Source organism: Shewanella atlantica (assembly GCF_003966265.1).
Taxonomy (GTDB): Bacteria; Pseudomonadota; Gammaproteobacteria; order Enterobacterales; family Shewanellaceae; genus Shewanella; species Shewanella atlantica.
The window spans coordinates 235,552-260,635 of sequence record NZ_RXNV01000002.1; the positions used below are offsets into that span (position 1 = coordinate 235,552).

Genomic DNA, 25,084 nt, shown 5'->3' on the forward strand with positions numbered 1-25,084 from the left:
AAGTCATAAATTGTCATCAAGATTAGAGCAAGGCGATCTCATTGGTACAGTTAGAAGAGTATTTTAGTCAGTCTGCAATATTTCATGGTATGCAGTTGTTGTTAGCAGGGATGTTAGTTAAGAGCGAACAGTCAGGTTTAGTTATTCGCGCCGAGTTTAAGCTCGGCGACGTGAATGCGGCTAATATTCAAGACAGCACTGAAAACAGTACTCAAAACAGGACTCATAAGCCATCGGGTCATGGTTCGGCTACAAGTATTAATTCTACCTATTCAGCGCTCGATTGGTCTGCAGGGCCTGTTGTCGCATCGACCAACTCTCACTGTACTTGTCACAATGAAGATAAGGCTTGTAAACATCTGGCCGCCATTGCAATCGACCATATTGCTAAACAATATCCAATAACTCCTTACGCCAGCGATAAAAAAAGACCAGATACGGCAAAAAGACTTCTCAGGACAGAGTTAAACCAGCGTTTCGATCCCTATCCCAATATGGCTCGTCACCGGATAATCTATCTCTTGTCTGAAAATCAAGATGGATTATATCTGTCTGTACATAAAGGTTACCTGAGTAAAACCGGCATTTATTCGATCAAAAGTGATCTGGGTTTAGACGTATTCACAAAAAATATATTACCTAAGTTTGTCACTCAGGCAGACAGATACTTACTGGATAAGCTATCTACCTTGATTGAGCGATGCAGTGAAATGGAGAAGATCAAACAGCGGGAGGCCGTTTCATTAAACCTGAGTGAACTGGCCGGACTCGACTTTATCCGGCACCTGGTTTCGACTCAACGGTGTTTTTGGAAGAAATGTTCAAACCCAGCATTAAAAATTGAGCAGCATTATCATCAAGATTTTTTGGATCCGGCACCATTTATTGAGATCGACACCGGATGCTATCTTGATCTTGCAAGCATGAGTCTGATCCTAATCTCCGACTTTTTTTCGATGCCGGATATTAGCCCAGATGCCGAGTTTGATTGGCAACCACAATTGAGAATTACCCGGCATCATGTGGAGTTCCCTTGGGATGATACGCTTGCCTTGTCACTTGACCTTGCTAACTTCTCGCTAGCCAATGGTGTCGTGGTTTACTCATTGAGTGAAATTTTTGATTATGCTCAAGAGGTACCACACTGTTTAAATTTAGCCGCTGAATGGAATATTCAGCTGTCAGAACTGCCATTATTAACCTCGATGTTTGAATCTCCCGTGTGGCAGAGATTTCCCCTTGGTTGTCGTCTGTTACCGAGTGTATTGAGTGAGCAGATGATAGCCCTCTATCGGTTATCACAGGCGGGCTGGTGCATTGAATTTGATATGAAGAACCGATTCAGCATTGTTAAAGCCGAGCGTTGGTACGGTGACGTTGCTCAGGATGCTGGTAGTAGAAATTGGTTTGACCTCGAGATCGGTGTTGAAGTCAATGGCCAGAAAATTAATCTGTTGCCTTATCTTGTCAAAGCGATTCGTTTGGGACTTGTCGATAATATTGAAGATCAAGATACCATTTTGATGGAGCTCGACAGTGGCGAGCGACTCTCTTTACCGGTAGATAGGGTCAAACAGATATTAGCCGTACTGGTTGAACTATATGAAGCAAGACCGCTGTCTGATACTGAAACCTTGACACTTCCCATGCACCAGATGACGCGACTCGCCGAGTTATCTTCACAGATAAAGGGCCAGCAGAAACAATGGCATTGGCAGGGGACTACTTGGTTAAACAATAAAGCACAGCAGCTTTATTCATATTTAGACAGTACGGAACACAATGATTTTAGTGTGACTCAACCCGATGGCTTAAATGCCAAATTGAGAGAGTATCAACAGCAAGGTTTGAATTGGTTACAGTTTTTGCAAAACCAGTCTTTCGCCGGGATCCTGGCCGATGATATGGGACTCGGTAAGACCATTCAGACTCTGGCCAGTATTTTACTCGATAAAGAGTCAGGACGATTGACTAAGCCTTGTTTAGTGGTGGCTCCGACGAGTTTACTGGCAAATTGGTTACATGAGGCGCAGACATTTGCTCCGGCACTTAATGTACTCTTGTGGTCGGGTCCCCGACGTCACAAGCTGGGAGCACAAGTAGATGCCACTGATCTATTGATCACAAGTTACGGTACCCTACAGCAGGACGCACAATTTTGGGCCGATAAACACTTTCATTTGATCGTACTAGATGAAGCACAAACTATTAAGAATGCCCGCAGTCGTATTGCCAAGGTGGTAGCGAGTTTATCGTCTACGAATAAACTCTGCTTAACGGGAACGCCACTGGAAAATCATTTAGGCGAATTATGGTCCCTGTTCAATTTTTTGATGCCAGGTTTTTTGGGAACCTATGCACAGTTTCAGCGTTTGTATCAATTCCCGATAGAAAAAGAGCAAGATGATGAAAGGCGTCAAGCCTTAGTTAAGAGGATCAGTCCTTTTATGCTCCGCCGAATAAAATCGGATGTAGCGACCGAACTGCCAGAGAAAACGATAATCAATGAGTACATTAGTTTAACTCAGGAGCAGGGCGATCTTTACGAAACTATTCGTTTGACTATGTCCGAAGAGGTGCAGAAAGCGGTGAGGCTTTCCGGCATTAAGAGAAATCGTCTGGCGATAAGCAATGCGTTATTGAAACTCAGGCAGGTATGTTGTCACCCGCAGCTATTAAAACTGGGACAGAGTCCAATTAGCCAAACTGATGGCGTTATGGCATTGAATGATAGGAATGACAATAGTGACGTTATGATTTCGTTTACTCAGGAAGGTGTCGAACAGAGCCTAACCGAGTTTGCTACCAGCTCGGGTAAACTCAATTGGTTAGCTGATAAGCTCCCCTCTATGCTTGCTGAAGGGCGCAGAATTCTTATTTTTTCCTCTTTTACCAGCATGCTAACCTTGATAGGTGAACTGTTGGAACAATTAGCCATCACTTATGTGGAATTAACAGGTAAGAGCCGCGATCGTGCAAGCTTAGTTAAACGCTTTCAGCAACATGAAGTCCCCGTGTTCTTAATCAGTTTAAAGGCCGGCGGTGCTGGGTTGAACCTGACCGCAGCCGATGTCGTTATTCATATGGATCCATGGTGGAACCCGGCCGCAGAACAGCAAGCGAGTGACCGAGCCCATCGAATAGGGCAAGATAAATCTGTATTTGTCTATAAGTTGATCTGCAAAGATACAGTGGAAGAGCGCATTCAGTTGTTACAGGAGTCTAAGCAGAATCTTGCACAGAGTATCTATCAACAAGAAAGTGCGAGTGTGACTGAGATGAGCGGAGATGATTGGCTCGAACTGCTTAAACCAATCACCATAGATGAATCATAATTATTAAGTGTTTCTGTTTGAGAGATATAGGCTTCTCATAAACTCAGTTCTTAAACAGACATAGCCCTTAGACATAGCCCTTAGACATAGTTCTCAGACAAATTGGTTGAAGAGCAAACCTTTGCGCTCCTCTTCATCTTTCTTTGTTAGGACGGCAATTTTTAGCTGAATTTCGGCTTTAACTTGTTCAGATGAGGTTTCTGCATAATCTGTATCCTGAATACGGGAACGAGCCTCAGATGTATTAATGCTACTTACCTGATAATTGTTGATGCGGCTATTCGATGCGTTACTGCTGGCGCCAACCTCACCAGTTTTGGTTGCAATTTCCGTTGTCGCTTCATCTAGCAATGCTTGGCTTGCCGTCGGATCGCTAGCATTTAAACTAGAGATGAAGCCTGATTGCCCCAGCACCTGCTCAGCAACAACATTTATCTGTTCACTTAACTGGTCTAGTTCATTCTGAATAGCCTGTTTGTCATAAATTGGATTACCAGCCTGAATAGTCAGCTCTTTTGCTCGTAGTAAGTTGTCGGTTATTGCTGAATATTGGCCCGCTTGAGTGTTGTAGATACTTTGTTGATCGCGAGCATTTCTGATACCAACATTAGTTTGGTTAATTTCAGATGTTAACCGATTAGCTATTTGCAGACCTGCTGGATCATCAGATGATCTGTTAATTTTAAGACCCGACCCCAGCTTTTCTAATTGCTCTTTTCGTTGCTGCTCAATACGTTCAAAGTAGCTAATGGATGAGGGGCGCGAGTGGGGTAACTTCATTAGAGCCTCCTCAGAGATTGTAGTGGACTTAGCTTAAGTATCACCCTACGACTATGAAATGACAAATAGTAGCCAACTCTTGGTTAGAGTATATTTGCTTAACCAAAATGTGCTTATAGGGAATAGGGATAAGGTCGTCAAATATCAACACTTGTCGAACAAATAATTAGCTATAGCAATTTTAGCTCCGATAAATTAACTTATATTTGTAAAGCAACCGAGTTTGTCAGCGACTAGAAAAAGCTATTCATTCGAACAATCATAGAGTTGCCAAAGTGATAAATTTGGACCATTAGAGTCAATGTACACTGGAGTCCCAGTTAGTGACAAAGAGACTATTTTTACCTTTTCCTTTCTCTGACCCCAAAACGCGCCTCATTGTGAGTTAGGGTTACTAATGGCAAAACGGTCAATTTCAGCACCGCTTTTGCTGGTTATTTCAGTCATGCTTAACGTCGTTCGTGCCGAAAAACAACCTATTACTGTTTGGAACTACTATCTTTTTCCTCCGTTTCAAACAGCACCACACAGCGGTTTAGCCACGGATTTTGTGGCGTTACTAAATCAAGAGTTCGAAGGGGAGTTCCGGTTCAAACTAAACTCTGTCCCAAGCGCAAGGTTAAATAAGTATCTGAAAAAAGAGGAGCAGGGAGTTCTACTGGTTGTCAATTGGGCTTGGATGGGGGAAGGGGCAAAACAGAAATACCTTTGACTCCTTCTATATTGACAGATAGTAACGAAGTCATCTCTTCAAATGATAGTAAAGTCGTTTACCAAGGGCAAAAGTCCGTGGCTGGTCTTATTCTGGTCGCGGTGAGTGGAAGAAAATATACCGCGCTTGAGCCTTCATTGAGCAATGACGTTATACATCGATTTGATGTTAACCGAGAACAGCAGGCGTTATCCTTATTACTGAATAATCGAGCTGACTTCACTATTCAGCCAAAGAGTTTAGCAGATGCGCTAATCGAAGAGATGGGGGGGCGTGATCGGATATTCTTCTCGCCTGAACAATTGCAGACCTTCACTTGGCATCTCATGATCACTTCTGAATTGTCCCACCTTCATCAACCGCTCAATGAATTTATTGATAGCCTAGAAAATGAGAGGTGGGCGAGATCTTAACGCGTTATAAGTTGCTTTCGAAGCCAAAAATGCTGTACAGCCACTAGTAATTGATTGGCTCTGTGGCCCTCACTTTGCTACGGATGAACGCAAATTCCTGCTTTGTCGAGTCTTATAACAAAAATTTTGTAGTTAAGCCAATTTGTAGTTTTTTATAATCTCTTAAAGAGACTTTGGGAAGATACCGATGATATGCAATTTTCAGTTGTATATGGTTTTACGCGATGGCCACATCGTTTGAAACGACGAGAATCGTGCACATGTTTATGAAAAATACGCGAAAATGCAAATTTTTAAGATTTTATCTATACTGTCTATGTTACAAAACTGAATTTCAACAATTCAATGGAGAGTTATGTAAAGGAACTGCTTTAGAACGCATGTAATGGTTAGGTAACTTATTTTGAAGCGTTTATATTTCTATCGAGAGTAGTGTATGAAAGGATTCAGTATGGCCGAATTTTTAAGAGTTGACAAAAACGCAATTTTTTTCACAATGCTTATTTGGATTACGGTAGCAGTAACACTAATTGGGGGGAGTATTCCTTTAGTTACAGCTATCACCGTTACGAAATTCGAACTGCTTTTTGTTGCTGCGTATTTTTTCGTCAATGGGTTTAACTTTCTAATTAAAATAGGTAAGAACTTTTCGGCTAAGGTCGCCCTCTATTTATTAGCTTTAGCTACCCTTTTAGTTACGTCGACTGTGGTTAATTACAACGCTGATAATGAATTGCAGGCTTTGATCGTTGGTTTTAGTGTTATATTTAAAGTGTTTCACTTGCTCTTTTTTATAGTATTGGCCCATGCTATGGCTAGCTATAAATTAATTGTAAAAGATACTTTTTTAGTTATTTCTGCAGCAGTCCTTCTGATCGCTGTTACTCTATTATTCATGGGGACTCTATCATTTCCATCTGGTTTATACGACAGCAGCCCTTTATTACCTTTTGCGTATAACATTAGGTATCTTGGATATATTTGCACTGTCGGTTTATCAATTTTATTTGTACTGTTTGTAAATAAAAGCAACGACAGCCTAAAATCTTTTGTTTTGGCTGGTCTTATTATTTCAAATTGCACTCTATTGATATGGCTTGGCGGGCGAGGGTCGTTGGTTTCCATTATAGCGGTCTTAAGCATCTACTTTATTTACCTGTATCAAACAGCTGAACTTAGGTTTAAAAGTGCTGCTCAACTGTTAGCACTACTTTGCCTCTCTGTATTTTGTGCCCATGTTTTAACGGTTTATAGTTGGAATGGCCCCGCGAGATTTTTTACTCAAGGAGAAGTGCTGCAAAATATCGGAGATGTGAATAAGCTATCTTCCAATAGAATTGCAATTTGGAAACAGACTATCGCTGCAATTATTGAGAAACCTTGGCTAGGCTATGGGCCTGAGGGCTATCGGTTCCACCCTGATCATATTTTAGGTTTGCAACCCCACAACTCGATTCTGCAAGTACTAGTAAGTTACGGTATTTTTGCAAGCTTAATTATGCTTTACATTTTCGCCTCTTTTTTAAATATTTGTAAGGGGCAGGTTTATAATTTGGATAATAAATACCGGCAAGAAAGTGTAATCGCCACGCTGGTTATACTTGGGTTAGCTATACATAGTTTAGTGGATGGGACTTTCTATCATTCTCAACCCGTTTTTTATGCAATATTGGCCGCTGCAACTATTGTCGCTATTGAAATCAGGTCTTCAGTCAAATTTGGGGTGGATAAAATCTGATTGTTTAGTGGTATTATTAATCTGGGATAATTGCTTCATTGCGTCAATTATTTTTGTAACAATGAAACAAGTATTGGAAGAAGAGTAAGAGCAATACTCTCTTGATTGAGGCTCTCTTAATAGGGAAGAGGCAGAAATTACTCACCCTGTAGGGTAACAATTCGCCTTGCCCCCCCCGAAATCACGGTGTTCGCACAGATAGATGTCTTGCCAGGTACCTAAGTTAAGTCTGCCATTACTGACAGGAACCGTTTGGTTGCAGCCTAGCAAGGAAGATTTAATATGTGCAGGCATGTCATCCACGCCCTCGTAGGTGTGCTGGTAGTATGGGGCCCCCTCTGGTGCGAAAACATTGAAGTGACTCTCTAAATCGGTACGTACGGTTGGATCGGTGTTCTCGTTTATGGTGAGCGCAGCGGAGGTGTGCTGAATAAACAGATGAGCCAGGCCGACATTGAGTGTTGCTATTTCGGGAACTTGACGTATTACCTCTTCCGTAATCAGATGAAAACCTCTACTTTTAGGACTAATAACAATCTCTTTTTGAATCCACATCTATTGTCACCTGTTGGGTTGAGTAAATGGCTCTGTATCGCCTTAGCGAGAATATTTTGCTGAGGATTATACCCAAAACCGACGGCGGATAGACAATAGTTGCTAGTGAAGCGCCGGTATCAGCGCTTTTATCTGGACGTTTGTGTTGCACCTAGATCTTTTTGCGGTGGTATAATAGGGCATTAAATGACAGATAGTCGATGAATTCACTATGGCTAGGGCTTGCGCAAGACACATTTTAGTTAAGACAAAAGAGGAGACTGAAAAGCTGAAAGTACTGATTAGTAAAGGTCAGGATTTCGGCAAGTTAGCGAAGAAGCATCCACTGTGTTCATCCAACAAGAAGGGGGGATTTAGGTGAGTTCGGTCCAGGCCAGATGGTTGCCGCTTTTGATAATGTTGTCTTTAAAAAGCCAGTGCCAGAAGTACATGGCCCTGTAAAAAACAAAGTTTGGCTATCATCTCATTCAAACCATATATCGTACATAAGTAAGGGTAGTGATGCAGAATGGTACTGATACAGTGATAGTAATTAGCGAAACCTCTTGCTAACCTAGTATCTGTAATTCTATGAAAAATGGTTGATTTAGATTGCTGTGTTCGAGGTTGCTAATATAAGGGGTTAGCTGAAAATTAGAAAGGGGCTTGGTTCTCTTCGCAAACATACCGCTTTGGCTGTATTAGTTTGTTGTACTTATACTGCGATTGCAAAGCCCAGTTTAGATGTGGAGGCTCAGTCCTTTGATGGCGCCTCATATTCATTATCTCAGTTCACGGGTCAGGTTGTTTATGTCGATTTTTGGACCTCTTGGTGTATCCCCTGCCGGAAGTCCTTTCCCTGGATGAATAAGATGCACCATCTATATAGTGAGCAGGGACTGAAAGTCATCGCATAAACCTAGATAGCGATAAGAAATTGGCTCGCCAATTCTTACAAAAGCTTCATGCGGATTTTACGATTAGTTATGATCCAGAAACAGATGTGGCGACTCAGTTTGAAGTCATTGGAATGCCAAGTAGTTACCAATTCGATCGTAAGGGAGATCTGGTTAAAATCCGCGTTGGCTTTTTTTTAGAAAATATGGCCGCTTGCCAAGCTGAAATTGTTGAGTTGCTTAAGCAAGAGCCAGAAACTGGCAACTAAGCTTGTCGCAACCGTTGTTTGTAGCTAGAAAGAGCGTTAAATGGTTAAGATTATCACATTAATTATCGCTTTTTCACTTACTGGCTGTACAAGTTTGGGAGTGGAACCTTGGCAAAGGGAGCTATTTGCTCGAGAAGATATGGCATTAGGCAGCGACAAGCTAGATTTGACCTTAGACGATCATATCTATTTTAGTAAAGAGGAAACAAGTGGTGGTCGCTTGCTGGTGGCGGTTGTGGCTGCAGTTAAAAGGAGAAAGCTTGCGGATGAAGAAAGCGCAGGACTGCCAACCTAAAAACATCTCTAATGCACTTGCTACTATCGCGTTATTAGCGAACACACAGGCTCAAGCCACTCAAGTTAATGGAATACAAAGTGATCCTGGTACGTTGCCGGCCAACAACGTGGAACCCGTTTTCGAAGACCAAACTAGCGACCAAGATAACAAGATTGATGCGGCCATGCTCTACTATCAAGAACAAGATAGAGTCACGGCTGCCGAAGGTATCTTCAATATCCAAAAATTGGTTGGTGACAAAACTCAATATCATGGCAAGCTCGTACTTAATACCTTAACCGGCTCCTCTGCAAATGGGGCAGAACAATGGTCAGCTGATTGGTCCAGTAACCATGGTGTCTATCTCTCTAGAGAGTACTGCTACACTTCACTAGGCATTAATAGCGGTGCCGAACGCTCTTTCAATAAAAATAACACCCAATTTTCGTTGGCGATGGCATATTACTACGACACTGTTGACCCTGTAGGGGGAAGACCTGTTGGCCTGAGTCAGATGGTATTCAGAGGTGATTATGAAACTCAAGCTGCATTTCAAGATGCGTTTGACCTTACTCGCAATCAAGGTAGCCAATCTAAACAGACCGTTGACCTTAGTCTAAGTTTGACTCAAACCGTTAGTCGAGACAGCTTAGTGCAGTTAACCTACAACTTCTCTTCACTAAACGGTTATATGACTGATCCCTATAAGTTATTAAGCGTGGTAGATCCGTCGGGGCGAAGCCAAGCTTACATTTATGAAAACCGTCCCGATGAACGCTATAAGCAAAGCGTCTTTGTTTATAATAAGAACGCATTAAGCTATGGGGTGTTCGATATATCCTATCGCTATAGCCAAGACGATTGGGGAGTGTCATCTGATACTTTTGAAAGTCGATACCGCTATAATTTTAGCCATACTATGTATGGTCAACTCCAAGCAAGGGTTTATCGTCAACAAGCCGCAGGTTTCTATCAACCATTTATAGTGGTTAGCGAAGAGGTCGATAATTATGCCTCAGCTATAGAATAGAATATTATCAACAATTTCCTCAAGACGGAGGAAAGGTAGCCCCCGGTGAGTTAAGCAAACATCAACTTTATCCTGAAGTTAAAGCAATTATTTTGCAGTTTGGATTTTCATTTTAAACTTTGCTTTATCGCTAATCATCAGTGGTCATTGTTAGCCAAAATAAACAGGGGACTATCTCATAAGTCTGTTAAACAAGATCGTATTAACCAAAACCGATAATGGTTTAGAGCAAGCTATAACGCAATGGCGAGTCGATGCGAAGTTCATCTTCGTACAAACGATATTAACACCGCCCGGCAGATGGCGACTCTTTCCGCAGCGGAGACTTGGAGAATAGAGCGGAAATATAGTCGTTTTGACGGTGATAGTGAGCTATCCAGAATTAACCTATGTTATGAACAGTGGCAAACTATTGATAGTGAAACCGTGGCATTACTTGAATTTGCCGCAGTGTGTTACCAGTTAAGCGAAGGTAGCTTTGATATCTCGGCTGGCCCAGTTTTAAAGCTTTGGAACTATCATTCAGGAGCAACCGTACCAACTGCCGCCTCGATTAGTGATGCATTAACACTTGTTGGCTTTGACAAAATTTTACGTAACGCGAATCAACTATTCTTGCCAGCTAATATGAGCCTCGATCTCGGCGGAGTCGCTAAAGAGTATGCATGTGATAAGGTTGCCAACATGCTCGCATCTCAGTTTGGCAGTGTCGCTGCTTTAGTCAATTTAGGTGAAGACATAAGCTGTAGCCTAGCAGTTAAAGAGCCATGGGATATTGGTGTTGAAGATCCAGACTAACTCGATACTGAGACGCAACAGCTAGCTCTATTTAGTGGGGCGCTGGCGACGAGTGGTAACACAAGGCGTTTCATAGAGATAGATGGCGTTAAACTAGCTCAGATTATTGATCCGGAAAGTGGTCACCCAGTTGCCAACGCACCTTTGTCTGTGACTGTTACAGTCAAAGGTGCCTGATGGCGGGAATGCTTTCAACTATTGCGATGCTTAAAGGTGAGGGGGCTGAACGGTTTTTGGACACTCAAAGCGTCGACTACACTGTATTAAGATCATAGGAAATAACCCAAAGTAAAGTGGCTAGGCCGTTATAGAGAACGAAGCCAATTGGCGCTAGCTATGCAAATCTCAAATTAGTTACCCTATTTCGTCCGCTGCTTTTTGCTCTATAGAGTGCTTTGTCTGCCGCCTTTATCACCTCTTCGGTGGACAGAAGGTTTTGGCTGTCAGCGACACCAATACTCACGGTAATATTAACCGTTGGCTGGTCAACGGGTTTGCTGATTTTGAGTCTAAAGTTTGGCTCGATAATGGGTCGCTGTTGGTGGTTGCGGATCACCATATCGTAGTTTTCGATGGTACTACGGATCTTGTTCAGGTACTGCATCGACTGATTGGCATTTTTCCCTTTGATAACAATGGTAAACTCTTCTCCACCATACCTATAGATCTTTGCTCTACCGGACACTTTACTCATCAGCAGAGAAACTAAACGTAACACCTCATCGCCGGTTCTATGACCATAGTTATCATTAAAGTGCTTAAAATGGTCAATATCTACCATGGCGATGGTATACAAACCAGAAAGGTGCTTGAGCTCAATCTCTAAAGCTCGCCTTCCCGGTAGTTCGGTTAGTTGGTCAACAAACGCTAGTTCATGACTCGAAGTCATAATATGTACAAGCATAAAGGTTGCAGCTAAAGAGAAGCACAGTTCCGGTATGACAGGGGTATTAAAAGAGTACAGGCACAGCGTCGAAAACAGCAAGTTAGTAAACACAATATGATCGGAGCTGTCATTACGAAAAACAACCACAAAAAAGCTGGTAACTGTTAGTAGAACTGAAAACATCAGCAACAGGTAAGGAGAGGAGGAGAGAGCCTCAATTGGCTTCAGGTAGGTTCTCCAAAGAAGGTCTATTTCGGCAGCTGATATTGCCTTAATTGCGATAAAACCGATGATTAGCTGCAACGTAAGTAACAATAAAAAGTTCACCCCAGATTTCGATAATAAGCGGCGCTCTGGAAGTAGATGAATAACAAAAAGGCTAAGTTGCAAGCCGATGATGATCAACCATGAACTCAGTTTATCGACTTCTGCGATTAGCGGAAAAGTGAGGTGATTTTGAATTAAGTAGTAACCCAGCAGCATAACGACAGCCAAGAGGCCGCTATTTCCTTGATTAAATGGCTGACTTAGGAAAATAACCAAAGGTAACATGATATAGGGAGATATCTGCATTAACTCCGAATGAGGAGAAACTATGGCGAGTATGTTATCGCAATATAAACACAGGCTGGCAACCACAACGATAGGGAGGCCTACTCGAAAAATTGCACTTCTAAATATGGTGAAAGTGAAGAAAAGCGACATTTTCTTTCCCTTTATTAAATCCCAAGTCCCTTGGATCTGTTTAAGTCACTGTAGTAAAGCAAACTTGTAAAATTTCTCACTAAGTATAGTTGGTATTTGAATTTTTGATACAAAACTTGAACTGGCGAGGCAATGTGGCTTGGTGGTAAGGTGCAAATTGCGTCAAACTTAGCATTAGCATTAGCATTAGCATTAGCATTAGCATTAGCATTAGCATTAGCGTTTGGCTAATTCGCTGCAGTGATTATTATCAAAGCCTTCATCGCCACGGTAATGGTTACATAACTGTGTCAACATCGAAGTCACTGGAGCACCACCCTCATAATCAGGAAGGTAGTTCCAAGTATTCTCTTTAGTATCAACGACAATTAGCTTATTCTGATTTGGTAACATGGCTAACTGCCACTGGTTTAAGTATATAGAACGCTGCTTTTTAGCTATCAATTCTTTATAGATATCTGGTTTTATAACAACTCTACCGTTTTGTCTAAGATCATAGTCTGCAGAGGTTTCAGACATAAGTTCGTTTTGCGCAATAAAACTGGTATTAATCGCTTTAACAGGGTGTGGAGACTCAACAAACACCCCTCGGTTTGCAAAATTACTCGGGTCACTCTTTAATGCAAAACCATCAAAATCTTGATGGTTTTGATCAAATGCGACCCCCAATTCATTTAATAGGCTAGGCGCTATATCGACTAGGGAAAAGGTTCCCTTAACCACCTGTTGAATCTCTTTCTTATCTGTCTCTTGGTATCTTCGGTAAGCCATTAATACATTTGACTGCTCTTGGCTTAGCACATTAGTCCCGTGACCCCATGCGTCATTAACGAATTCACTATCATCAAAGTATTTATCACTTGTTAACCTATCTTTATCTAACAGAAAGCTCTCACCGTGATCAGAGATTAAATATACGATAGCATTTTCCATATATCCCTTACTTTCAAGATTCTTTATGAAATTCCCAAATTGCTCATCTACTTTTTTAAGCATCGCTTGGTACATGAAATGGTTGTAATTTCCATCCCACTTGGTGTTTTCTACATCGATAAAGTCTTTTGAAGTATATGGCCAATGTAGCTGACAGAAATGAACCGCAAGAAAGTTCGGTTTATCAATAGAAAGTTGGGTCATAACTTCACGATTAAAGTGTTCCGGACTATAGGTTTTTCCATAAGCCCGATTGATATAAAGGTATGGAAAGAGAAGATCGGAGATAGGAGTATTGACTAGGATGTTAATTAGTGGAATATCAGCTACCTTGGTAATTATGAGTCCAGCAGCACCGATTTTGGGGCCGATAACTTGATCAAAACCATACTCCTTATCTAGCTGATTAAAACGTCGTTCGTCCATTGCATAGAGTGTTTTGTAACCTTTTTCATTTAGTTCTCTAACTAGTGGAAAAGGCTTTTGGATCAATTCGGGCGGAGTGAGGTTGAATCTACCACCATGTTTAACAGGGTATTGACCAGTAAGAATACTCATCCATGCCACATAAGTCCTAGCCTGTGGTGTATAGGTGTTATCATAAATGAGACTTCCAGATAAAAACTTATTGATGTTTGGCGTCAAGCGAGGGTTGGCTGAGCGGTAACTCAGTTGGTCTGGTCGTAAACCATCTATTCCAATAATGAATATATTTGGTATATCGGGATTTTCAGGTTGATAGGTAGTATTGGGAGTGAAGTTCGCAAAAAGGGCAGCTAGGCTTATAATGCTAAATGACATCACTGTGACAACTTTACCAAGTTGTACATATAACCCCCATGAAAACAGAGCAAAAATCACGCTTGATAGTACGGTTAACCCAAATGTGCTGGCTAAAGGAGTCGTTCTCAGGAAACCTACTAAGGAGGTTGGATACCAATAAGCGTTTGCAGCTAAGACCAATGTGAAATGGAGTAGTACAATTACAAACCAAATTTGGGATTGTATCGTCTGGTTTTTAAATTTATCAAACAGTGGCTTACACGAAATAGTGATAACCAGCGCCCAAAAGACGTGAAGTACTATGGTTACCACAGTGAATAACAGTAGATCAGTTGCCAGTTCAGTGGTAAACATCTCTCCAATGCTTCGTTCGTTCATGAAACTAATAACGGAAAAAAGGGGATAGGAAAGAAGTAACTGTCGATAGTTAAAAATAAATATCAAAAACAGCAACATCATTGCCACTGTTCGCCAAAATGTTCTTCGTTGTGATGGTTGGTTAATCTCTTTATTGTTTTCTTCCGTCATGACACTCTCTTTAAGCATTCCATTCCCCAAAGCGACTTATGATCTAATTATTGTTCTTCTATATATTGTTCTTCAGGTTCTTGTTTTGCCTCTGCGACTCTGTTTTCCTCTGCCGAGACTTTATAAAGGTCATTATTTTTAATGACACTGTTGAGTGCTAAGGCTGCAGGCCAATCTCCGGAATTGATGTACCGTTCGGCTAGACTCGAACCGGCAGGGCTATCAGTTTGTACAGATAATCGTTGCTGATATGACTTCCATGCCGGTATAGAGATCGTCAGTATAAGCCCCATAATGACCGAAGTTAAAAAAAGCTGGATCTTAAAATCCTTGTTAGGCAGTTGTAAATTTCGGGTCATCCATTATCCCTACGAAAGTTTAGGTAACTTTAGTATAGCCTGCGAAAGCACAATAGTAAGCGATCGTAAGAAATATCTGTTCTACTTTATCGTCCATTTTCTTGTCGTTATCTGATTTATGTACTAAATATTTATGGTAGCCAGTCGTTAGTCTCGGTATTATTAAGCTGCGATGTTTTAAAATATATTCCCTAAAATTTAAATGGTTAGTCGCTATTTCACTGTTGGCGTTAAGGTATTAAATAAATATTTGTGTTTTGTAATATTGACTATTTGAGGGAGTGTGTGAATGGTTCGAATTGGCAAGATGATCACTCTATTTATCAGTTTTTTGATTTTTTCGGCTTCTGTTCGAGCGTTTGAAACTCAGTCTGAGACTGTTAACGAATTTTATGCAGCGTACCCAAATCAGTTGGTTTGGTTTGAAAATGAAAAGCTGACTATGGAAGGGATGGTTCTTTCACAATTACTTGCGGACTTTGGGCTTGAGAGCTACCATCGACAAACATCCAACTCCCTATCCTTTCGGGATAAAAACTATACGCAGGGTTTATTTGTACTTTTAGAAAAAATATCCATAAGCCAGTCAAAGGATATGATTAGTCTTTACCATTCATTTTCGAACGCGGTCACTTCAAATAATTTATCAAGTTTTTTGGAAAGTATCATCCCGCCCTATAATGAGTTTCATCAACTTAGAGTAATGATCAGAGTATACAAATCTAATTCACTGGTACCTTGGCCAAAATCAAAATCACAAACGTTTAAGCTTGGTCAAAGGTCTGAAGATATAACACAGCTAAGACGAGTGTTGATTGCGTTAGGAGATCTGCCAGCAAAAAAGGTAAGTGATTATAGAGCGAGTATCTATGATCCAGATATCAAAATAGGCTTGAAATCATTTCAAAAAAGACATGGTATCTCACAAAGTGGTGCGCTCGATGAAAAAACAGCATTGGCTTTAAATATTTCACCAAATCAGCGTATTGAGCAGATGCAGATAAACTTGTGGCGTTGGCTGCGGTTGCCGGCGGAGCTACCAGATCGTTACGTGTGGATAAACATACCTAGCTACCGACTAAATTTATTAGAGTTTGGCGACAGCGTATTGCAGATGAAGGTGATTGTTGGAAAACCTAGTACTCCGACACCGATACTTTTCACCGAGTTGACTCAAATGACTATTAACCCTAGCTGGACTCCGCCCCATAGTATTGTCTTTAACGAGTTGTTACCGTTGGACAGCAAAAGTCCTGGTTATCTCTCGAGCCAAGATTTTGAGCTACGTAAAGGAAGAGGTACCAGCACAGAAGTCATCGATATAAATAAAGTTGAATCTCACCGATTAGCAACAATGTTAGCGGAATTTAGGTTAGTTCAAGCCCCCGGACGGAAAAACGCTTTAGGAAAATACCGGTTTTCAATTCCAAATAATCGAGCCATTTTCCTTCATGATACTCCAGCAAAAAAACTATTTGGCCGAAATGAAAGAGCGATAAGTCATGGCTGTGTGCGCCTTGGGGCGCCAGAACGTCTAGCTAAATATCTCATGTCAGCTGACAGTAGGCGATTGGAATTGGAGCGAGCGGTTAGATCCAATGAAACCAATTACTTTAATTTAGTAAAACCGATACCAGTATTTGTTACCTATTACACCAGCTGGGTTGACGGGCTGGGAGTACTTCAGGTTCGTGATGATATATACGGTTTAGACCAAGATGGGAGTGAGCATGAAAACAGACGCCTCTAATGACCCTGGCTTTCTTAAACTTATTAGGCAGGAAAAAAACGCCAGAATGAAGTTGAAGTTACTGGCTCTGCAACATTTTCATGAGGGGAAGTCTAGATATCAGATCGCTGACTATCTCAAGGTCAGTCGAACTAGCGTCAACAAGTGGGTTAGCTGTTATCTCGCCAATGGTCTTGAGGGCTTAAAGGAAAAAAAACATAGTGGACGACCACCTACTTTAACGAAAGAGCAACTGAAGCAGCTTTCCATCTATTTGAAAGTTCGCCAGTCTGGGAGCAAGAGAAAGTTATATGGTAGCGAAATACAGAGTTATATCGCTGATAACTTTGGTGTTAACTATGAGATTTCAAATATATATCGGATATTAGAGCGTCTCAGTTAAGCTGGTTTAGTGAACGATAGTGATAATAAGCTTGTTGCTGTTGATTATTTAACTTTGCTATTTCTGTTAACTGTAATCATACTCAGAAGAGGAAGATAAATGTCACGTTTAGCATTACCTTGTATTTCAGGTTAATAATGCTTTCCCACCGCTATACCAGATTTTAAGACCTCTTTAATATTCAACAAAACTAATGCGGATGCATAAACTCTTTTGCAACTGATGGTTTATTATCACTAATTTTGTGTTAATTGCTTGAAAAGGTCAAAAAGCGTCATTTTTTTGATTAAATAACTGGTCTAATTAACTGCAGCTTGAACAATTAATATAAAAAAGAATCTCGAAAAGATATAAAACTACCTGTGTGCAAGCGTTTGTTTTTGCTGACTTTTTTGCTTGGTCGAACTGAGCTGTTATAAAGTTGAGATTATATAGATATAGGTGACAAATTTATTAAACTTTTGTCTTACAAAAAAAGAAGAAACTAGTAGATCAGAAAATTATTCAACAGAGTGAGCATGACTTACCTTTGCTACTTTTAGATCAGCTTTAATTGTTTACATTAAGAAGGCACTTAAGGCTGGCGGGTAGTCACTACCACAACGTAATGGCTGAAATGGATGAGTCAAAATATTTGGCCGAGTGTCTTAGTTAATATTGGAGAAGCAGATTATGAATATCAAACAATTATTCGCAGAATTTATAGAAGATGAAAGTGGATTGACAGCGGTAGAGTATGCCATTGCCGGTGGGTTAGTCGTTGGCGGAATGGTTGCCGCATTTACTCAGTTAGGGGATGGAGCAACGAATAGAATTCAGACTCTTTGTAATGCTGTTGGTGGGACGTGTTCTGGTGGTTCTTAATTCCTCAAAAGTATGCAGGTGCATTCTTGACGCACCTGCTTTCTATTATAGCAGCCATCAGCACTTGATTAGGTGAGGCTGCTATATGTTCTAGGAGCTGAACAATGTCTGAAACACAATTATTACTTCAACTTGTTTTAGCGGGTCTGTTTTTCATCGCGGCAATTAGTATAGATCTATATAAAGAAAAAATCCCCAACAAATTAAGTCTGTTAGCGATATTTTGTGGATTTGCTATTAATGGTTACTATGCCCAGTTGGATGGTGTATTGATGGCCAGTGTTGGATTCGGGTTAGCGTTTATTTTGCTTTTCCCAACCTTCATTTTTAGGGTTTTAGGCGCCGGGGATATTAAGCTAATGATGGGAATAGGGGCATTAATGGGGCCTGATCTCCTATTGTCCAGTTTGTTATACGGAATTATCGCTGGAGCCGGTACCAGTCTGGTGCTTATTATTTGGAAAACCGGGCTCAGTGGATTATCAAAAACAGTGAAACGTTATTGGGATTGCTTTTACCTACGCAGTTACTTTAAGCCTGCTGCTGATGAAGCTGCTGGGCAACGAGTACCTTACGCGCCTGCGTTGGCAATTGGATGGTTGTGGGCATGCTCTCTGGATCCTGATGTGTTCGCGCTATACCAAAGTTGGAATGCAATTCTAGGTTAAATAGGACAAAGCTTATGCAGAAAAGCAACATGGACGGAGTCACTCACCTGCATAGAGGTCGCCAACTTGTCGATGACGATGTCATAACTATCGCACCGCGGCCAAAAACCATAGCAGATACAGGTGTCGCTGAATCCGTATTGTATGAGCTCATGTTGAAACACCTCTTGGGTAACGGAGTGCTCACCAAAGCCGAGTTAGTTGCCAAGATGGGAATCACTGGTGGCATCATTCAGCAACTATTAGATAGTGCTAAAAAACAAGCTTGGGTCGAAAACCGCCAGACAACCAACGATGGCCAAATGCGCTATGCATTAAGTCATCATGGAGAGGAGTATGGAAAGCAGGCGTCGGCAAAGAGTGGTTACCGTGGCCTAACTCCAGTGCCCTTGTCCCAATATACTGAGGTATGCAAGAAGCAATCTAGCAGAAATAATTCGATTACCTTTGAGATGCTCAAAGAGGGGCTTAGTGCCTTAGTGCTGCCGCAGCAATTGCTACACAAAATTGGGCCAGCACTAAACTCAAGCCGTCCCGTTCTTATCTATGGTCCCCCAGGTACAGGAAAAAGCTACCTTTGTCGAAATTTGAATCACACATTAGGTGACTCTGTGCTGATCCCCTATGCGATCTCCATCGGCAACGAGGTAATACAGGTATACGATCCCCAACTTCACCACCGAGTTGACAAAGAAGAGGTGGAGAACTCCTTAGATTTGGTTAAAGGCCATGATCCCCGCTGGATAAAATGTAAAAGGCCGTTACGAATTACTGGTGGCGAACTAACTGCTGAGATGTTGGAAGTTCAGTTTGATAGCCATAGCCGTACCTATATGGCGCCCATACAACTAAAAGCCAATAACGGTATCTTGTTATTAGATGATTTGGGTCGCCAGCGCATCAGTGCCAAGCAGCTTTTTAATCGTTGGATTATTCCGATGGAAGAGCGAAGAGATTTCTTAGCACTTCAATCCGGTGAACATTTTGAGATCCCATTTGAGCTAATTTTACTTTTCTCTACTAACCTAAATCCTAAAGAGTTAGTTGATGATGCCTTTTTAAGGCGACTTGGATACAAGATCCATTTTGATGCATTAGCAGAGCCCCTTTATCGGGAGATATGGTATCAAGAGTGCCGAGAGAAAGGGTTAAGTTGTAGCGAAGAGATGTATCAGCACCTTCTAGTGCATTATCACCAACTTCATCAAAAGCCTTTGATCCCATGCTACCCACGTGATCTGCTGGGGATTATGTCTGATCAAATTAGCTTTCTGGAGTTGGAACCGGAAGTCACTAAGGAACTGATGGCCGAAGCGTGGTCAATCTATTTTGTGTAAATGCTGCGCTAATTGAAGCCATTAGCGAAAGGAGCTTTTGATGAACAATAAAACCATTCTATTTGTACTGCTGTCACTCATATTTGGTGTCGCTGCAGTATTTCTGGCCCAAAATTGGCTCGAGTCAAACACCAAAGCCGCTACGCCCCAAGCAACGGTCAATGTTATCACGATGGCGACGGTTGCCCCGCTTGGCGCAATTTTAGAGCGTAAGAATCTAAAACTTACCCCTATGCCTAAGTCAACGGTTCCGGAAACGGCTATCAAGAGTTTTGCTGAAGCAGAAGGGATGGTTGTCAAACAAAACCTTTACGCCGGCGAAGTTCTGCGTAGTGAGCGGCTTACCAAAAAAGGTGAAGGCAGCACCCTTGCGAGTTTAATTACTCCGACAATGCGAGCTGTCACCATTAGGGTGAATGACGTTGTCGGTGTTGCTGGTTTTATTTTGCCAGGTAATCGCGTAGACATTTTGAACATGTTTAAAAGTGGCGGACGTCTCAGAACCGACGTTGTGTTAGCAAATGTTAAGATTTTGGCCATCGATCAACGCGCTTCAAGCGATGAAAACAAACCTAAAGTGGTAAGGGCAGTAACACTTGAGTTAACACTGGAGCAAGCCGAGGTGTTAATGATCGCTAGAGGAAGAGGTTCGTTACAATTAGCTTTGAGAAATCCTAATGATTCCACCACGGTTGAACTAGCCTTATTAGGAGATGAAGCTGAAAAGGTAGAAGTTAAGAAGAAGGAAGTTGAAGCGATTGCTCCCAAAAAAGCTGAGCCGGTAGTGGCTAAGGCCAAGGAACCAACGGACAAGTCGAAGGTATACCTGTTGAAAGGGATGAAAGAGCAGGTCATTAAAGTTAAAAACTAACGTTTAGTTGTTTTCATATACCCATGCATTGATTAAGGAGTGCACCATGCCACGTTCATTAACCAAGATGGTTACAATTGCATGCTGTTTTATCATTTTGTGCCTTTTGCTAGTCAATTTTTCAGCGAGTGCCGGTGGTCCCACTGGCACGGGTCTTGACGTAAAATTGATCCCGATTTTTAAGTCGCGGGTGCTGAATTTAACCAAGCCCGTACATCGAGTGTCTGTTGGTAACCCAGGAATTAGTGATATCAAGTTATTGCCAAATAACGAGCTGTACATTCTAGGTAAGAAATTGGGTAGCACTAATATTATGATCTGGGATGAAAATGAGCGTCTCGTTGAAGTCATTGATATAGAGGTAACCCATGATCTAAACGGGTTAAAGCAGCGACTACATGATTTTTTGCCGGGTGAAAAATTGGGTGTGCAAACATCCCAAGGCCAGCTGCTGATTAGTGGTCAGGCATCAAACCTACAGAAGATGAATACAGCCGTTGAATTAGCAGAGGCATATGCTAAAGCCGCATCGGTGTCTAAAGTGAATAGCACTGTACTGAATATGATGACCGTTGGCGGTGACCACCAAGTGATGCTGGAGGTGGTCATAGCTGAAGTTCAGCGAGAGATTGCTCGTCAGTTTGACTCTAAGTTCTTCGTATTTAATCAGGGTTCAGAACTCTCTGGCGGTATAGCCGGTGGTGGTGGCAGTTTTGCGCTCGATCCTGGCGCGGCGATTGATACCCGCGGTATATTTGCCCGATACTTAAACGATAACTTATTGATGAATTTCGCTCTTGATGTTGCCAAACAAAATGGTCTGGCAAAAGTGTTAGCAGAGCCCAATGTCACGGCGATGAGTGGCCAGTCGGCCGAGTTTTTATCTGGTGGTGAATTTCCTATTCCTGTGCCTGGTACCAATGGCTCTACAACCATTCAATATCGTGATTTTGGTGTTGGAGTGAGGTTTGTTCCTTCTGTTTTAGACTCAGGGCAGATCAATTTGAATCTTAATGTTTTGGTTAGTGAAGTCAGCAATGCAAATGCTGTGACGCTTTCCGGTGGTTCCAATACGGCGCTAGTTGTCCCTTCAATTGTTAAGAGAACAACGGCAACCACCGTTGAGCTGGCTGACGGTCAAACCATCGCCATAAGTGGACTTATTAGTGACACTTTAAGAGAAAATATAGATAAATTGCCTGGTTTTAGCGATATACCGGTTTTGGGTCAGCTCTTTACCAGTAAGAGCTTTAGAAGTGGCCAAAGTGAGTTGGTTATTCTTGTTACTCCTCGACTAGTCAGGCCATTCAATAAGGAACATCTGTCGCTCCCCACTGACGATTTTGTGCTACCAAATGATATGGAATTTTATCTTTTAGGCAAGATGTCCCATAAGAAAACAGCTGAAGAGATGCATGAAACACCTTATGAATCGATAGCGAATGATGCCAAGGTTGATGATAGTGGCACTCAACAAAAATATGGTCATTCATTATAACCTTGGAGAATTATTATGAGTATGGTTAAAGATAGAGTGAGTGGATGTATCAAGCTCTTTGTTTTGGCAACACCTTGTCTGCTCATTGGCTGTGCGGAGTTAAATGACTTCCCTATGGAGCAGAGTTATCAGCAAATGAAAAATATGCAGATTCTGGATCCCGGCGCTGCCGAGCGTAATGACGGTATTGTTGGTGAGTTAGAGGGCAATTATGGTGAAAAGGTAATGCAGGCTTATCGTGAGAGTAGTGAAGCACCAAAGTCTGCTAGAAAGAATGTTTCACTTAAAGAGATATAGTAACTGAAGGGCTGTTTAAATGATAAAGCGAGGCAGCTAGGTGTGTGTATGGGTAATAGCAATGATGTAGTTAGGCTTAGAGCCTTCCAAAAGCAACGTGGTGCGATATTAGTGATGTTTACCATTGGGCTATTGTCCCTGCTTGTGGTTGCCGCAATGGCTCTTGATGGTGGACATATGCTGCTGAGTAAAGGGCGGCTGCAAAATGCAGTTGATGCATCAGCGCTTCAAGCCGGAAAAGTGTTACAAGATGGAGGAACTCTGTTTCAAGCTAGACAGGCTGCAACCGAGTTCTTATTGGATAACTTACAGTATGCCGAGAATAGTGAACTACAGGGAGTGGTTAATTTATCTACTCCCGACTATGGGGCAAATCAAGTTACCGATAATCTGTTTATTGAATTTTCTGAGTGGCCCGATCCATTCATATCTACATCGGTAGAGGGCGCTGAGTATGTTCGTGTTCGCCTTGAAAATGTGGGGATGCAGAATTTTATCGCTCAAATCATCGATTTCAATAAGTCTATAAGAGCGTCTGCGGTCGCAGGGAAAAGTACCGATCTCGCCTGTATTGATCGTCTTGCACCTATAATGGTCTGTGCCAATGAAATGCCGGCAGACCCAGAAAATATCCCATCTGGCTTTGATTTCGGCTTCAAGCCCAAGCAACTGTATGTATTGAAAATAGCGGCTGGCGCGGCGCATACTTTGGGTCCTGGTAACTTTCAGCTTTTACGCCTTGATGGTGATCAAGGCGGTTCCGATGTTCGTGACGCTTTGGCTGGTGACTTCACTACTAGTTCATGCATAAGCGCTGGCGACGAGATCCCCACAGAGCCAGGGGGAACGACAGGGCCAGTTAGGCAAGGGTTAAACACAAGGTTTGACCTAAGTAAGGGGGGAGGTATAAAGGAGGAAGATGGTTTTCTACGGGATGAGAACAACTGCCAAGGAGAGTCAATAGAGTTTGATGATGATGGGAATATTGTGATCATGCGAGATGAAGAAGGCGAGCCTATTTTAACTTCTATAGATGATGGAGAGACGACTATACCAGCTAGAGATAATGAGGATGGCTCTACTAGTCCAATTCGTTATTACACACATGCTGAATACTTAGCGGGTGCTAATTGTCCCAGTACTGGTATTAACGGGGATATCTTAACTGGTTCGGATTTGTCTGAGGAAAATCGTCGGATGTTACCCATCGTTATTGGTGAGTGTGACGGTGAAACAAATGGTGCTAATACTATTACTGTGTTGGGGACAGGTTGTTTCTTCCTGACCCAAGATGTCCCTAAACAGGGAAGTGATGCGTATGTGGTTGGAGAGTTCTTAACAATATGCGGCTCTAGTGGCATTCCATCGTTGGATCCTGACTTTCAAAGCAATAACTCCACTATTGTTCTATATCCCGATTTAGATAGTCCGGATTCCTAGGATTTCGCTATGAATATGTCTAAACAACAAGGAGTCGCTGCAGTCGAATTCACTATAATGTTACCTATACTGTTGCTGCTCATATTGACCACAGCTGAACTTGGGCGGGCAATATATCAATACAGTAATTTAACCCGAATGGTTAGGGATGCAGGCCGGCATCTCTCAAATTCTGCAGGAGATAGCCTATCAGGGCTAGATGGTAGCTTTTTGGGCGGTTGTGGTGATGACAGTGATTGTAACGCATCTTGTAATAACTGTGTCGCAGAAGCGAAAGCGTTACTTGTTTACGGAAAGGTAGGGGGAAGCACCCCGTTACTAGCTGGTTTGAGTCCTAGTGATATAGATGTTTCTGGTGATCCGGCTACTGACATAGTCACTATATCGGTAACGTACGACTGGCAGCCAATGTTTGGCGAGCGAATTGGTGGGCTCGGGTTTGGTGAAGGAATTGATTTGGGTTTCCCTTTTGTTGTTTCCTATTCGGTGAGAACGGGGTTATGACAAAGCAGAAAGGAGTTTACTCTGTCGAGTTTGCCATTGTTGGTGGTCTGTTTTTAATGTTGTTATTTGCCATCATTGAGATTGGCAGGCTGATGTATACCTATAATGTACTCCATGAAGCATCAAGGAGAGCAGCGAGAATTGCCGTGGTTTGCCGAATTAATGATGCTGACTTGCAAAATATGGCTCTTTTCGATGGAGTTGATTTGGTTCCAAATTTGGCTGGTACTAATTTGATTATCAGTTATGTCGACAGCTCTGGAGCAGATACAACTGGCGTTGGTATCGCTATGGTTAGAGCCGACATTGTGAATTATCAACATCAATTCCTCATTCCTGGCTTTGATAGAATTATCGACTCACCGACCTTTACTACGTCATTACCCAGAGAGAGTTTTGGTGTCTATAACCCTGGTACAAGTGGTAAATCTGGATTAATAGATTGCAATTAATTTTCCATTTCTGAAATCCTTACTATAGTAAATACAAGGACTTTT

General features: G+C 41.9%; 21 protein-coding genes and 5 pseudogenes. 21 read left to right on the plus strand and 5 right to left on the minus strand.

What is annotated here, in order from left to right; translation table 11 throughout:
- Positions 1–41: 41 nt before the first annotated feature.
- Positions 42–3,335, plus strand: coding sequence for a DEAD/DEAH box helicase (locus EKG39_RS06300; protein ID WP_126504907.1), 3,294 nt, complete (start codon positions 42–44; stop codon positions 3,333–3,335).
- A gap of 93 nt (positions 3,336–3,428) precedes the next feature.
- Here the strand turns inward: EKG39_RS06300 and EKG39_RS06305 are convergent, their stop codons facing one another.
- Positions 3,429–4,115 (minus strand): flagellin, encoded by a 687-nt coding sequence (locus tag EKG39_RS06305; RefSeq protein ID WP_126504908.1) that lies wholly within the window; start codon positions 4,113–4,115, stop codon positions 3,429–3,431.
- A 397-nt stretch (positions 4,116–4,512) separates the two neighbouring features.
- Between EKG39_RS06305 and EKG39_RS06310 the strand changes: the two genes are divergently transcribed.
- The 3 genes from EKG39_RS06310 (at position 4,513) to EKG39_RS06320 (ending at position 6,978) form a co-directional block, all read left to right on the plus strand.
- Positions 4,513–4,827 (plus strand): hypothetical protein, encoded by a 315-nt coding sequence (locus EKG39_RS06310; protein ID WP_126504909.1) that lies wholly within the window; start codon positions 4,513–4,515, stop codon positions 4,825–4,827.
- Positions 4,824–5,240 carry a hypothetical protein gene (locus EKG39_RS06315; RefSeq protein ID WP_126504910.1) on the plus strand — a complete coding sequence of 139 codons (417 nt, stop codon included), beginning with the start codon at positions 4,824–4,826 and terminating at the stop codon, positions 5,238–5,240. Before EKG39_RS06310 ends, EKG39_RS06315 begins: the two co-directional genes overlap by 4 nt.
- 451 nt (positions 5,241–5,691) lie before the next feature.
- Positions 5,692–6,978, plus strand: coding sequence for an O-antigen ligase family protein (locus tag EKG39_RS06320; protein WP_185817532.1), 1,287 nt, complete (start codon positions 5,692–5,694; stop codon positions 6,976–6,978).
- Between the two features lie 137 nt (positions 6,979–7,115).
- Here EKG39_RS06320 and EKG39_RS06325 read toward each other — a convergent pair.
- A pseudogene (locus EKG39_RS06325) lies at positions 7,116–7,533 on the minus strand (secondary thiamine-phosphate synthase enzyme YjbQ).
- Positions 7,534–7,744: 211 nt separating this feature from the next.
- Between EKG39_RS06325 and EKG39_RS06330 the strand changes: the two are divergent.
- The 6 genes and pseudogenes from EKG39_RS06330 to EKG39_RS06350 all read left to right on the plus strand — a co-directional run bounded on the left by EKG39_RS06330 (position 7,745) and on the right by EKG39_RS06350 (position 10,959).
- Positions 7,745–8,022 (plus strand): annotated as a pseudogene (locus EKG39_RS06330) (peptidylprolyl isomerase).
- 236 nt (positions 8,023–8,258) lie between these two features.
- Positions 8,259–8,429 carry a TlpA disulfide reductase family protein gene (locus EKG39_RS23590; RefSeq protein WP_246028458.1) on the plus strand — a complete coding sequence of 57 codons (171 nt, stop codon included), beginning with the start codon at positions 8,259–8,261 and terminating at the stop codon, positions 8,427–8,429.
- Between the two features lie 20 nt (positions 8,430–8,449).
- On the plus strand, positions 8,450–8,677 hold the full coding sequence (locus EKG39_RS23595; protein WP_246028421.1) for a thioredoxin domain-containing protein: 228 nt from the start codon (positions 8,450–8,452) through the stop codon (positions 8,675–8,677).
- 40 nt (positions 8,678–8,717) lie between these two features.
- Positions 8,718–8,926: pseudogene (locus EKG39_RS06340) on the plus strand (DUF4266 domain-containing protein).
- Positions 8,927–8,943: 17 nt separating this feature from the next.
- Positions 8,944–10,100 (plus strand): annotated as a pseudogene (locus EKG39_RS06345) (DUF3570 domain-containing protein).
- 184 nt (positions 10,101–10,284) lie between these two features.
- A pseudogene (locus tag EKG39_RS06350) lies at positions 10,285–10,959 on the plus strand (FAD:protein FMN transferase).
- Between the two features lie 157 nt (positions 10,960–11,116).
- Here EKG39_RS06350 and EKG39_RS06355 read toward each other — a convergent pair.
- The 3 genes from EKG39_RS06355 to EKG39_RS06365 form a co-directional block, all read right to left on the minus strand.
- Positions 11,117–12,373, minus strand: coding sequence for a GGDEF domain-containing protein (locus EKG39_RS06355; protein WP_126504912.1), 1,257 nt, complete (start codon positions 12,371–12,373; stop codon positions 11,117–11,119).
- Between the two features lie 216 nt (positions 12,374–12,589).
- A complete protein-coding gene (locus tag EKG39_RS06360) occupies positions 12,590–14,617 on the minus strand; it encodes a sulfatase-like hydrolase/transferase (RefSeq protein ID WP_126504913.1) in 2,028 nt (675 codons plus the stop codon).
- Positions 14,618–14,664: 47 nt separating this feature from the next.
- Positions 14,665–14,976, minus strand: a complete 312-nt coding sequence (locus EKG39_RS06365) for a hypothetical protein (RefSeq protein ID WP_126504914.1) — start codon at positions 14,974–14,976, stop codon at positions 14,665–14,667.
- Positions 14,977–15,265: 289 nt separating this feature from the next.
- Between EKG39_RS06365 and EKG39_RS06370 the strand changes: the two genes are divergently transcribed.
- The 11 genes from EKG39_RS06370 (at position 15,266) to EKG39_RS06420 (ending at position 25,039) form a co-directional block, all read left to right on the plus strand.
- Positions 15,266–16,726, plus strand: a complete 1,461-nt coding sequence (locus tag EKG39_RS06370; protein ID WP_126504915.1) for a L,D-transpeptidase family protein — start codon at positions 15,266–15,268, stop codon at positions 16,724–16,726.
- The gene (locus EKG39_RS06375) at positions 16,707–17,108 is read left to right on the plus strand and encodes a helix-turn-helix domain-containing protein (protein ID WP_185817533.1); all 402 of its coding nucleotides are present in this window, start codon (positions 16,707–16,709) and stop codon (positions 17,106–17,108) included. The genes EKG39_RS06370 and EKG39_RS06375 overlap by 20 nt, the downstream gene beginning before the upstream one ends.
- Positions 17,109–17,780: 672 nt before the next feature.
- The gene (locus EKG39_RS06380; protein WP_126504917.1) at positions 17,781–17,972 is read left to right on the plus strand and encodes a Flp family type IVb pilin; all 192 of its coding nucleotides are present in this window, start codon (positions 17,781–17,783) and stop codon (positions 17,970–17,972) included.
- Between the two features lie 104 nt (positions 17,973–18,076).
- Positions 18,077–18,640, plus strand: coding sequence for an A24 family peptidase (locus EKG39_RS06385; RefSeq protein WP_126504918.1), 564 nt, complete (start codon positions 18,077–18,079; stop codon positions 18,638–18,640).
- 14 nt (positions 18,641–18,654) lie between these two features.
- Positions 18,655–19,977 carry an AAA family ATPase gene (locus EKG39_RS06390; RefSeq protein WP_126504919.1) on the plus strand — a complete coding sequence of 441 codons (1,323 nt, stop codon included), beginning with the start codon at positions 18,655–18,657 and terminating at the stop codon, positions 19,975–19,977.
- A gap of 40 nt (positions 19,978–20,017) precedes the next feature.
- Positions 20,018–20,848, plus strand: a complete 831-nt coding sequence (gene cpaB, locus EKG39_RS06395; RefSeq protein ID WP_126504920.1) for a Flp pilus assembly protein CpaB — start codon at positions 20,018–20,020, stop codon at positions 20,846–20,848.
- Positions 20,849–20,915: 67 nt separating this feature from the next.
- On the plus strand, positions 20,916–22,346 hold the full coding sequence (locus tag EKG39_RS06400) for a type II and III secretion system protein family protein (protein ID WP_126505327.1): 1,431 nt from the start codon (positions 20,916–20,918) through the stop codon (positions 22,344–22,346).
- Positions 22,347–22,361: 15 nt separating this feature from the next.
- Positions 22,362–22,643 (plus strand): hypothetical protein, encoded by a 282-nt coding sequence (locus EKG39_RS06405; protein ID WP_246028423.1) that lies wholly within the window; start codon positions 22,362–22,364, stop codon positions 22,641–22,643.
- Between the two features lie 48 nt (positions 22,644–22,691).
- Complete coding sequence (locus EKG39_RS06410) at positions 22,692–24,083, plus strand: TadE/TadG family type IV pilus assembly protein (protein ID WP_126504921.1); 1,392 nt, start codon at positions 22,692–22,694, stop codon at positions 24,081–24,083.
- Positions 24,084–24,092: 9 nt separating this feature from the next.
- The gene (locus tag EKG39_RS06415) at positions 24,093–24,587 is read left to right on the plus strand and encodes a TadE/TadG family type IV pilus assembly protein (protein WP_126504922.1); all 495 of its coding nucleotides are present in this window, start codon (positions 24,093–24,095) and stop codon (positions 24,585–24,587) included.
- Complete coding sequence (locus EKG39_RS06420; RefSeq protein ID WP_126504923.1) at positions 24,584–25,039, plus strand: TadE/TadG family type IV pilus assembly protein; 456 nt, start codon at positions 24,584–24,586, stop codon at positions 25,037–25,039. The genes EKG39_RS06415 and EKG39_RS06420 overlap by 4 nt, the downstream gene beginning before the upstream one ends.
- Positions 25,040–25,084: the final 45 nt, after the last annotated feature.